The 12,003-nt window shown below is 37.5% G+C and carries 11 protein-coding genes and 1 other annotated feature; of the genes, 2 read left to right on the top strand and 9 right to left on the bottom strand.

Annotated features, from left to right (window positions below; genetic code table 11):
* Nucleotides 1-5 precede the first annotated feature (5 nt).
* The 7 genes from HMPREF0631_RS02740 to HMPREF0631_RS02770 all read right to left on the bottom strand — a co-directional run bounded on the left by HMPREF0631_RS02740 (nt 6) and on the right by HMPREF0631_RS02770 (nt 9,067).
* A complete protein-coding gene (locus HMPREF0631_RS02740; protein ID WP_002843292.1) occupies nt 6-671 on the bottom strand; it encodes an amino acid ABC transporter permease in 666 nt (221 codons plus the stop codon).
* A 41-nt stretch (nt 672-712) separates the two neighbouring features.
* Entirely contained in the window at nt 713-1,558 is an 846-nt protein-coding gene (locus HMPREF0631_RS02745; RefSeq protein ID WP_002843187.1) for a transporter substrate-binding domain-containing protein, read from the bottom strand.
* Nucleotides 1,559-1,716: 158 nt separating this feature from the next.
* Nucleotides 1,717-1,919: a binding site (T-box leader), on the bottom strand.
* Nucleotides 1,920-2,019: 100 nt separating this feature from the next.
* Entirely contained in the window at nt 2,020-3,897 is a 1,878-nt protein-coding gene (locus HMPREF0631_RS02750) for an ATP-dependent helicase (protein WP_002843195.1), read from the bottom strand.
* A gap of 38 nt (nt 3,898-3,935) precedes the next feature.
* On the bottom strand, nt 3,936-5,501 hold the full coding sequence (locus tag HMPREF0631_RS02755) for a ClC family H(+)/Cl(-) exchange transporter (protein ID WP_002843272.1): 1,566 nt from the start codon (nt 5,499-5,501) through the stop codon (nt 3,936-3,938).
* A gap of 25 nt (nt 5,502-5,526) precedes the next feature.
* Nucleotides 5,527-6,444, bottom strand: coding sequence for a bifunctional 5,10-methylenetetrahydrofolate dehydrogenase/5,10-methenyltetrahydrofolate cyclohydrolase (locus HMPREF0631_RS02760; RefSeq protein WP_002843223.1), 918 nt, complete (start codon nt 6,442-6,444; stop codon nt 5,527-5,529).
* Nucleotides 6,445-6,460: 16 nt separating this feature from the next.
* On the bottom strand, nt 6,461-7,084 hold the full coding sequence (locus HMPREF0631_RS02765; RefSeq protein WP_002843173.1) for a cyclodeaminase/cyclohydrolase family protein: 624 nt from the start codon (nt 7,082-7,084) through the stop codon (nt 6,461-6,463).
* 306 nt (nt 7,085-7,390) lie between these two features.
* Nucleotides 7,391-9,067 (bottom strand): formate--tetrahydrofolate ligase, encoded by a 1,677-nt coding sequence (locus HMPREF0631_RS02770; RefSeq protein ID WP_002843252.1) that lies wholly within the window; start codon nt 9,065-9,067, stop codon nt 7,391-7,393.
* A gap of 528 nt (nt 9,068-9,595) precedes the next feature.
* Between HMPREF0631_RS02770 and HMPREF0631_RS02775 the strand changes: the two genes are divergently transcribed.
* Nucleotides 9,596-10,576 carry a hypothetical protein gene (locus tag HMPREF0631_RS02775; RefSeq protein WP_002843236.1) on the top strand — a complete coding sequence of 327 codons (981 nt, stop codon included), beginning with the start codon at nt 9,596-9,598 and terminating at the stop codon, nt 10,574-10,576.
* A gap of 43 nt (nt 10,577-10,619) precedes the next feature.
* Nucleotides 10,620-10,832, top strand: coding sequence for a helix-turn-helix domain-containing protein (locus HMPREF0631_RS02780; protein ID WP_002843201.1), 213 nt, complete (start codon nt 10,620-10,622; stop codon nt 10,830-10,832).
* A gap of 106 nt (nt 10,833-10,938) precedes the next feature.
* On the opposite strand, the gene HMPREF0631_RS02785 is transcribed toward HMPREF0631_RS02780, so the two are convergent.
* Both HMPREF0631_RS02785 and HMPREF0631_RS02790 read right to left on the bottom strand, forming a co-directional pair.
* A complete protein-coding gene (locus tag HMPREF0631_RS02785; RefSeq protein ID WP_002843287.1) occupies nt 10,939-11,367 on the bottom strand; it encodes a flavodoxin in 429 nt (142 codons plus the stop codon).
* 15 nt (nt 11,368-11,382) lie between these two features.
* Nucleotides 11,383-11,967, bottom strand: coding sequence for a DUF3793 family protein (locus HMPREF0631_RS02790; protein ID WP_002843200.1), 585 nt, complete (start codon nt 11,965-11,967; stop codon nt 11,383-11,385).
* Between the last annotated feature and the right edge of the window lie 36 nt (nt 11,968-12,003).

Here is a 12,003-nt window from a genome sequence, read left to right on the forward strand (position 1 = left end):
TCTTCCTACCTTTCTGTTGACATCTTCTTTTCTAGTAGACCTACTAGCTTTGATAGCGTAAATGTAATTACAAAATATACCACCGCAGCAAATATATATGGTCCAAAGAAGTCACCAGTTGAATTCTTCACTGATGATGCAAAGAAAGTAAGGTCTGTAATACCAACTACAGACACTATAGCTGACTCCTTGATTAGTGATATAAACTCATTTGCTAGGGCTGGCAGTATGTTTTTCACTGCCTGAGGTACTATTACATACCTCATTGCCTGCCAGTAATTAAGTCCTAGAGATCGGCTGGCTTCCATCTGTCCCTTATTGACAGCCTGGATACCAGAACGCATAATCTCTGCTACATAGGCACCTGAGTTTAGGGTAAGGGCAAATACACCCGCTGTAAACTCTTCTGGTAGACCAAACAAGCTTGGGAAATTAACCCCTAGTGATGGTAGTCCAAAATATATTATAGCTAGCTGAATCATAAGTGGCGTATCCCTTATGACTTCAATATATATACTAGCTATAATGCTAGCTACTTTTGAATTAGATATCTTTCCTATACATGCTATCAATCCTACAAAGAAACCCAAGAACAGGGCCAAGAATGACAGTCCTATTGTTATGCCAGTCCCTGATAGGAAGGAACTGTAGTAATTAACTAAAAAATCCATTATAATCTCCTAACTTATACTTTAAATCAATTTTATATTTCTTATTTCTTATCCTGCTTACCAACTAATTCAACTGCATCTGCAAGAATCTTGTCGTATTCACCTGAAGCATTAAGGTCCTTGATTACCTTGTTCATCAACTCTATTAGGTCCTTGTTGTCTCCCTTTTTAACTGCTATAGCCATGGCTTCTTCTTCACCAGCGCTTGTCATCTTTATGTCTTTTACTATCTCAACACCATCGTACTTAGTGGCGTTGATGCCTGCTACCTTGTCATTTAGAACTATAGCATCTACATTACCATTCTTTAAGTCCATAACTAGGTCTGGTACTGCTGTTAGGCCCTTATAACCTATAACCTTCAATGTATCCTTTATATATGTTTCCTGAGTAGACCCTTTCTGAACACCAAGCTTTGCCTTCTTTAGGTCATCTTCTGTCTTGTACTTGCCAGCGTCTCCCTTTTTAACTATCACACCATTTTTACCCTGGAAGTATATATCTGAGAAGTCTATGTTTTTCTTACGTTCTTCTGTTGGTGACATACCTGTTATAACCACATCTACCTTGCCTGACTGAAGGGCTGGTATTAAGGCATCAAAGTCTATTGTCTTTATCTCAAGCTCTACGCCCATTTTTTCTGCCAACTTCTTAGCAAGTTCTATATCTGCTCCTACTACATTTCCCTTACCACCTTCTGACACCAAAAATTCAAATGGTGGGTAGTCTGGTGATGTACCAAGTACTAATTTCTTATTTGCCTGTATCTTGGCAAGGGCTGTCTGTGATGAGTTTGCTCCTGCATCCTTCTTACCACATGCTACCATTCCTAATGCCATTACTGCTACTAATCCTAATGCTGCTAATTTCTTTAATCCCTTTTTCATAATCCTTATCTCCTTATAATATAAAATAAAAAAAGCCCCTTGGTCACTATGACCAAGAGACGAATATACCGCGTTACCACTCTTGTTGACAGTAAATGAAATAACACGTCTAGTAAATTCCGGACTATACTAAAAAAGTCCCTTAATCCCCTGGGGGATTAAGAGACGAATACACCGCGTTACCACTCTAATTGACATTTGACTGTCCACTCAAACCCTTAAGGCGGGAAACCTATTGGAATACTAAATTCCTCCAATAACCTCAGAAGCTCTCTTCACTCAAAATCCAATATCGGGCTCACACCAAAACCCCAACTCGCTGTAAATTCATCTAAGCTACTCTCTCCGTCATCGGCTGTATTTATTTGATGTTTTAAATTATAGTACTTAAGTTAGATAATGTCAATAGCTTTTTTATATTTTTTTATTTTTTATTATCGACATATTTTACAATATCAAACTTACATTATCTCATCCATAAAGAGTGATTTACCTATCCTCTTTCCAAATCTCTTGGCTGGACTGGATATGACAAGAGAGTCCTTGGCCCTAGTAATAGCAACATATAGGAGCCTTCTTTCTTCCTCTAAGTGGTCCTCATCTATATCTTCATCTGATGACCTCACATACGGAACCAAGCCCTCATTCAAGCCCGCTATATAGACATTTGGAAACTCTAAGCCCTTACTGCTATGCATAGTCGTTAGTACGACACCCTTGGTCTCAAAGTCACTAAGGCTTGCCGGATTTTTAGATTTGTTGGTCCTCTTTCTGACTTCTTCTTTAACCTCATCTATATGCTTAAAAAAGTCAAAACTCGTCTTAAAGGCCTTAGATGAAGTCTCCAGTTCATCCAAAATCTCTACAATGGCCTTTGACTTAACCCTTCTCTCGTGGCAGTATTCTAGGACATACCTGTCATAATCAAGGGTGGACCTGATATATGATATAGCATACTCTGGCCTTAGACCTCTTACATAGTTGAGATCTTCAAATAGGTCTTCCAAGTCCCTCTTTTGGAATGACTTTAAATCATCATCCTTGAGTAGGCTGTCAAAGAAGTCATCTGACTTACTGGCCCTACTTACACTGGCCTTGGATATATACCTAAAGGGCTTGTTTATTATCCTGACCCAGTCATCATTAGTCCCTATATTCATGGCTATCCTAAGGTAGGCTAGTATATCTAGACTGACCCAGTGCTCATATATTGTCTTTGCAGAGTCCTTCAATACAAATGGTATCCTCTGGTCCATAAAGGCATCTACAAAAGGCCTTGCCTGCCTATTGGTCCTATATATAACAGAAAAGTCTTCATACTGGTAGTCAGAACCCTTTTTCTCGACCATAGACTTTATTTGATTTGCTATCTGGATAGCCTCATCATCACTGTCTTTAGGCTCTATAAACCTCAACTTGACCTCTTCATTCCTAGATGCAACTATCTCTTTTTCATAACGGTTCTTGTTGTTTTTGATCAACTTGGATGACATATCTACTATGGTCCTTTTGGACCTGTAATTGTTCTTCAAAACCAACTTTTTGGCACCCTCAAAGTACCTATCAAAGTCCAACATAAAATCAGGCCTAGCTCCCCTAAAACCATATATTGACTGGTCCTCGTCACCTACTACAAATATATTATTTTGAGGACTGGCTATCAACCTGATCACTTCAAATTGAACCTTGTTTATATCCTGAAACTCGTCAATTAATATATACCTAAATACCTGTCTCACAATAGACAAGACTTGGGCATTTTCCTTCAAGAGGTCAAATGCCTTGATCAACATATCATCAAAATCTATCTTATTGTATTTCTTTTTTTCTCTCTCATATAATTCAAATATCTTTTGAAAAACCTCTGACTCAAAGGTGCTAGACTCGTAGTCCCTATAGTCTATCAAGTCATTTTTGACATAGGATATCTCACCTAGGACATCTAGCACGTCATCATCACTAAAGTCCTTGACCTTCAAAAATTTTAGTATGCTCTTGGCAAGTTTGAACCTATCTACCTCTGATAGGAGGTCCTCTAGATTGACCCCATCATACCTTCTCAAGATCCTAAAAAATGCTGAGTGGAAGGTTGCAAAATTGACCTTTTTCAACCTATCATCCTGCCCCATATCAAGTGTTCTAGACTTCATCTCAAGGGATGATGCCTTGGTAAATGATATAGCTAGGATCCTAGTAGGTGGGATTGAGTGGTTCTTTACCATGTTGATTATCCTATGGGCTATGACCCTGGTCTTACCTGATCCAGGACCTGCTATCACCATACAAGGTCCATCTATATGGCCAACTGCCAATTTTTGTTCATTATTTAGTTCGGCCATATCAAACCTCCTTATATGTGATTAGTTTACGCCTAAAATTATATGTGACTAGTTATAGCTGTAAAGTAGTCTATCATCCTAGCAGATTCAGTTTGGTTGACCATTACGGTTATCATGTCTCCCTCTAAAATATGAGTATTCCCCCTAGGAATTATCTCTTTGCTTGCCCTCTTGATGGATACTAGAAGACAATCATCAGGCCACTCTATGTCCTTGACCATATTCCCCTCTATCTGACTTGTCATCTGAACAGAAAATTCAATAAGGGTCTTCTTGTCAGGTTGACCTTCATATCCTGTGTGATTACCCTTGAGTATATCCTCTAACAACATGTCGTATACAGGCTCTACATTCAGTAGGTCTGACACTATCAAGGCTACAAATACAACTATAGAAAGGGGTAGCAAGTGTTCAAATGTACCTGTCATCTCAAATATAAGTATAATACCTGTAATAGGTGCCTTTACTGTAGCTGCAAAATGACCTGCCATAGCTAGTACAGCAAAATTGACAAGATAGTCCTGTGGAACACCAAGCTTGATACACACTAGACCTACTAGGTTGCCAGCTAGGGCTCCTATGCCAAGTAGTGGTAGGAAAATTCCCCCTGGAACTCCAGAACCAAACGCCACAAAGGTGAATATATACTTTATTACCAAAAATGCAAATGTCATAAATATAGTCAGATGAAGGACCTGCATATTTACTATAATATCATGGCCACCACCTAAAAGCACTGGAAAAGTAAGTCCTACCAAACCAGAAAACATGAAGGGAATCAATATCTTATGCTCTAGTCTAATAGGCATCTTTTTGTATAAGTGCTTTGAAAATATGACCCCGTGGTTGAAAATATATCCACATATTCCCAGAACTATTCCCAGAATTATCAATGACCAATAGTATTTTATAGGCATTATATTTAGGTGTTTAAACATAAGGGCCGGATTTATCCCCAATATGGACTTGGTTATAACATCCGCTGTCACGGCAGATACCATGGCTGAAAGTAGGACTATAGGTGAGAAATTCTTATGTACTTCCTCTAAGGCGAACATAACACCAGCAAGAGGAGCATTAAAGGCAGCTGCAAGACCAGCTGATGCCCCACTTGTCATAAGGTACTTGTGCTCATAGTCAAGCTTGTTTGTAAACTTGGAGACACCCTCTCCTACTGATGCTCCCATCTGTATAGACGGCCCCTCCCTACCAACTGACAAACCAGCTGCTAGAGCTACAATACCACCGAAAAACTTATAAAAAAGTACCTTCTTCCAATTTGTAGATATCCTCTTTGTAATAGCTCCTTCTACCTGGGGTATACCAGACCCTGATATATTAGGCTCCTGTCTTACACAGTATGCAACGAAATATGCCATTATAGCCAGAAGCAAGAATATCCCCACTATATATATAGGCCCATTTTCTGCAAAGATATAGGCTTTTTTAAAACTTTTTAATAAAACTTCCCCCAGTAACCTATAGCCAACTATAATTCCTCCTGCTAGCAAGCCAACAACAAAGGAATGTATAATCATCTTGTACTTTAGGCCACTGGATCTTTTTAAAATTGTCATTACATTTTCATTCTTCTTTTTAAACACTACTTTCGCCCCCAATGTCGCATAATTATTTTAATTTAGTATCGATAAGATTTTCGCAAGCCCTCAGTGTATGTGCAACTAGTATAGAACTTGTAACTCCTCCAACACCCTTAGGAACTGGGGTGATCCTTGAGCACCTGTCAATAACTGAGTCAAAATCTATGTCTCCACACATCTTACCATTTTCATCAAAATTTATACCTACATCTACAAGGCAAGCCCCTTGACCTACATAGTCAGCGCCGACCATTCTAGCCCTTCCCATGCAAGAGACTATTATATCAGCCCTAGAAGCTATCTTTTCTATATCCCTTGTCTTTGAATGGCATATAGTAACTGTTGAATTTTCATTTAACAAAAGCATTGATAGAGGCTTGCCTACAACCATAGACCTACCCAATACTACTACATTCTTTGACACCATATCTATATTGTAAAACTTCAAGATCTCTATAACTGCCTCTGGTGTGCAAGGTGAAAATGCCCTCTTGTCACCATCGACCAACCTAGCTATATTTATAGGAGAAAAACAGTCAACGTCTTTTTCTGGAGAAATCTTATACTGGACTAGGTCCTCATCTATGTGACTTGGCAAGGGTCTAAAACACAGTATACCGTGCACCTTGTCGTCTTTATTAAGTCTTTCAAGGGCTGCTATATAGTCTTCCTGGCTTACCCTATCATCAAGTTCTACAACTTCAGTCTCAATTCCACACTTTTCAGCCCTTGACGTAGCCCCCCTTTGGTAGGCCTCGTCACCTGGTCTATTGCCCACTTTTAAAATAGCAAGTTTGACCTGTATACCCTTTGATTTTAGGTTTTGAACCCTTTCTATAACCCCCTGCGTAATTTTGTCAGCAAGGGGCTTTCCATACATTATCTTATCTTCATTTGTAAGCTCAATCTTATTATTTGTAACTTCACTCTTCTTATTTTCGATCATTATTTTCCCTCACTAACTACAATCTATTCATCACTTCACTATATATTCTATCACACTTGTCTTCTATAACCTTCAAAAGATCAGCATACTTTAGGACTGCCTTGTCAGCATAGTCCCTGTCCTTCATATATTTTGTGTTTACATTTATATTTATATAGGCACTCTTGGCAGCTACTCTAACCATTTCAGCACCCACACCGACATCACTTAATAGCATAACTGAGCCCTTAATAAGGAGTTCTTCATGTAGGTCAAGTATATCCTTGGATATATCAAGTATCTCCATTGGAACCATGGCAGCGCCCCTCAAGCATTTTTCCATCTCTAGGGCCTTGGCTTTTTTTTCTTCCTCAGTATTGGCTTGCATCTTATAACAGTTTGATAGTGGCAAAAATGCCTCTATATCCTTGTCAACCAAAGACATCACATCTTCAGACATCTTCTGTGTCCTATCTAATATCCTGACTATGTCCTCTTCATAGTCAGCATACTTCTTCTTTCCTAAGGTGAAGTTTGCAACCATCATGGCTAGTGAATTTGCCATAGTCGCAGCATAGGCAGCAGCTGAACCACCACCCGGCATAGATTTTTTGGCTCCCAAATCACCTGCAAATTCTTTCATACTATTGTTTATATACATATATTACCCCCAGTCTAAATTTTATTTATTATTATTTACTTTTATAATCTAAGTTGTCCAATCGCCAAGCGATTAATTAATAGAATATGATTTTCACATTAACTAGTATACCATAATATAGGCAATATTTCTCATGAAGAGACCAACTTATACAGACTCTTGTTTAGCTTAAGAACTATACTAGTTGCTACAATGGTCTCTTTAAAAAATTTTTATGCTTAAATAGCAAAAGTGCCCTAGGACTCTAAGGCACTTTTTTATTAAAAAGCGTAAGTTTATTATTGTGAATAATCTAGAAATTTTTTACTAGAATAGACCTGATATCTTTCCATTTTCATCTACATCTATTCTTTCTGCTGCTGGTAGCTTTGGTAAACCTGGCATCTTCATGATCTCACCAGTCATAACTACCACAAATCCAGCTCCTGCAGATACATTGGCCTGTCTTACCTCAATTGTAAATCCTGTAGGTCTTCCAAGCTTTGTCTGGTCATCAGAAAGAGAATACTGAGTCTTGGCAACACACACTGGTAGATTTCCATATCCAAGCTCTTCTAGTTCAGCTATCTGCTTGTTGGCTTCCTTAGTGTAGTTTACGCCGTCAGCTCCATATATTTTAGTTGCTATAGCATTTAGCTTTTCCTTGATAGTCATGTCTTCTTCATAGCAGTATTCGAAGTTGTTTTCTCCTTCTTCAATCAGCTTTAGGACTTCATTAGCAACTTCAATTCCGCCTTCTCCACCATTTGCCCAAACTTCTGATAGGGCAACCTTTACACCTAATTCTTCACACTTAGACCTAACAAGGGCTAGCTCTGCATCAGTATCTAGTGGGAATCTATTGATTGCAACTACTGCTGGTAGCTTGTATACCTGAGTTATATTCTCTATATGCTTTAACAGGTTTGGAAGTCCCTTTTCTAGGGCTTCAAGGTTTTCATTGTTTAGCTGGTCCTTGGCAACCCCACCATTATACTTAAGAGCCCTTACAGTTGCTACTATAATTACAGCATCTGGTCTGATGCCAGCCTTTCTACACTTGATGTCTAGGAACTTTTCAGCACCTAGATCCGCTCCAAATCCAGCCTCTGTCACAACATAATCAGCCATATGCATACCCATCTTTGTAGCTATGATTGAGTTACATCCGTGAGCTATATTGGCAAATGGTCCACCATGTAATATTGCTGGAGTACCTTCAAGAGTCTGCACTAGGTTTGGCTTTAGGGCATCCTTTAGGATAGCTGCCATAGCACCATGTGCATTAAGGTCTCTTGCTGTTACAGGCTTACCTGAATAATTGTAGGCAACTACTATGTTACCAAGATTTTCCTTTAGCTCTGATATATTGTTTGATAGACAAAATGCTGCCATTACTTCTGATGCAACAGTTATGTCAAATCCATCTTCTCTAGTAACACCGTCGACCTTCTTACCTAGACCGTCTACTACGTTTCTTAACTGTCTGTCGTTCATATCAACACATCTTCTCCAAGTTATTCTCTTTGGATTGATGTTTAGGGAGTTTGTCTGGTAGACATGATTGTCTAGTATGGCAGCCAATAAGTTGTTGGCAGCTCCTATAGCGTGCATATCACCTGTAAAGTGTAGGTTGATATCTTCCATAGGTACTACCTGGGCATAACCACCACCTGCTGCACCACCCTTGATACCAAATACTGGTCCCATTGATGGCTCTCTTAGAGCTGCTATTACGTTCTTACCAAGCTTTGCTAGGGCATCAGCTACACCTATTGAAGTTGTCGTCTTACCTTCACCAGCTGGAGTTGGGTTGATAGCAGTAGTAAGGATCAGCTTACCTGCCCTTGACTTAGTTCTATTTAATACATTGTAGTCTATCTTAGCCTTGTACTTGCCGTATAGCTCAATGTCGTCTTCTGATAGATTTATTTTTTTTGCTATGTCCCTTATATCCTGAGGATTAGCTTCCTGCGCTATTTCAATATCTGTCTTAAATTCCATTATAAACCTCCTAAAATATAGTTTCTTTTGACTTTTTAGAAACAAAGTGACTAAAAAAAGTTTTTTCTTAATAAAATAAATTTTATCAGTATGTATAGTTCGTATAATCACGAACATTGTTCTTTATTTTCACAATATAATTATATAATTTTTGTTCACATTAGTCAATATAGATTTTCATCTATAAGTTAATTTAAAAATATACGTACCTACAAATTACTTATTGATAAAGAAATATAATTTATTGTTTTTCAATAAATATATATTGACAAAGACAAATTAAATATTTATAATAAAAATACATATATATGTTGGTTTTCGTTAAATATATTAAGTGGAACAACATATACACTGTTAATATTTGCTATGCTTACATATATGGTCAGATATATATGCAAAAAATCCATTGAAATAAAAGACTACCAAGACCTGACTATTTAGACTATAATAAATAAGTAGACTCAATCAATATATAATATGGTCTAATATAAATCTAAAATTGGAGAAATAATTGGAGAAATAAGGTAAATGTATAAAAAATCACTTAAAATAAATGCTGGCCTAAAGTTGATAATGAGCTCTGTTTTGATGGTCTTGGCCATATTGTCATTAGCATCTATAAAAATGCTAAACTACAAACTAAGACTTCTGACATACGCCTACAAATCATCTAGCCTAAGCGATAACTTAATAGCCAGAAACCTACCTGACATAGCCTGTATTATACTACTAATATTGTCACTAGTGGCCTTTTGTGTCTACTTGTTCAACAAGAAGAGATACTTCTTCACAGTATCATTGTTAGTATTTTTATGCGCCTGCATGAACATAGCTGAAGACCTATTTTTGATGTCTCCGGTCAATAACACACTTATGGGAATTCCGTTATCTGAATCATGCTGCAGTTACTTGTTTACAAGCTCTATCTTCTTATTTGTTGGAATATCCCTATTGGAAGGTTCAAAAATTGGAAGGTATATAAGCATAGGATTAATTTCTATACTTATCTTATACAGCTTTAAGGCAGCTTCAACCTTTATTGCTGGTTTCCTGATATTGATACTGGAAATAACTGAAAAAACTTGTGATAAAAGAACTTTTATACTCAATATAATATCCGTCCTAAACAATATGCTGTACCCTATGATCACTATCTACCTATTTAAAATATATAACTATAGGGTACCTATCTTTAAATCACAGGCTACAGACTCATCATATAGACTTGTAGCAGCTAGATGTTCAAAGAATAAAAATTTAGGGGATAGTCAAGATAAACACGAAGGTGGATATGGTGGACATAGGCTTATAGTCTTTATCATAGTAATTTCAATTATCTGTGGACTACTAAACTTATATACTGGCTATATAACCGACAAAAAGGTCTTGGAGGCACTTATATTGCCTCATTCCTACAGGTCTTTTTTGAACTTTAGTATAGCCCTACTTGGAATATTGTCTTATGACTTATTTCATGCCTGTGATACCCACATACCAGCTAACAAGTAACCTATCTCTTCAATCGTAAAGCCTATCAGAAAGGAAGTTTTATATGTCAATAAAGGTAAATCTAGACATGGTAATGCTGAAAAATAATATTTCACTAAAAGACCTATCTAATAAAATAAATATCACCAACTCCAACCTATCTATCCTCAAAACTGGCAAGGCAAAGGCAATCAGATTTTCTACCTTAAATGATCTTTGCAGGGTCCTAAACTGCCAACCTGGAGACATACTGGAGTATATAGATGATGAAGATTAAAGTTGATACAATAAAACAAAACCGTGACACAATACTGGTCACGGTTTTGTTTTATATTTCAATATATAGGTTAGTATTAACGCAATAAATACTGTTGATTACTGTATTAGCAAGCTGCAAATTCTTTTGCGAACTTTTCACACTCAGCAATACCATCATCATCTGGTGTTTCGTTGATAATTAGTCCTTCATCGTTGAATACAGATGCTCCTGATCCTTCAACTCTTTCAACCCAATTTCTCATCCATTCTCCGTCTCCCCATCCGTAAGATCCGAATAGAGCTACGTCCTTACCTGAGATTGACTTTTCTGCTTCGTCAAAGAATGGCTCGAATTCAGCTTCTTCTAGCTGCTCAGCACCCATTGATGGACAACCAAACATTAACTTTTCGTAGTCAGCTACATTCTTAGAATCACTTGATATATTTACTACATCATATTCAACACCAGCTGCTGCTAGTCCTGCACCGATAGCTTCTGCCATCTTTTCTGTGTTACCTGAACCACTCCAATAAAATACTCCTACTTTTTTCATTACAAAAATTCCTCCTTATGCTGTGAATAATTTATTTTTATTTTGGCTTAGAATAGAATCCAAACTCTCGCCCCCGCTTAGTTTACCCAACATGTAATTTCTTAGCTTGTCATAGGTATTAAATCTCCTAATGGCCAAATTACAGTCACCATAGACCTTCCAATAACCATTATACTTATAATCTCTACCCTGTTTTTCTACAAAGCCTCTTACGTCCTCAACTGGATAACCCAGGAATAGACCTATCTCATGTGGGAAGTTTCCCTTCTTCATTCTCATACTCAAGATTGAAACATAGTAGTTCAATGACTTATGCTTGTGGTAGCCATATTCTTCTAGCATGGAACTGACATTTTCCTCTCTCAAATACTCGCCAAGAAGTGACTGCCTATATACAAATAATAAAACCCTATTGCCACACTCGCATACAGGCAATATATTTATGTCATACTTGGCAAAATCTTTATTGTAGGACTGCACAAGCCCTATAACGCTTGGAATCTCTTGCTTAGAAATTGATACCAAGTTCGACACCTTGCTAGCCATCAACACTGGCGAACAAAAATATGCTAAAGTTGACTCAAACTTTTTATTATCCATACATATACCAGCCTCTCAAAAACTCAATATTTAAAT

Source organism: Peptostreptococcus anaerobius 653-L, from assembly GCF_000178095.1.
GTDB lineage: Bacteria > Bacillota > Clostridia > Peptostreptococcales > Peptostreptococcaceae > Peptostreptococcus > Peptostreptococcus anaerobius.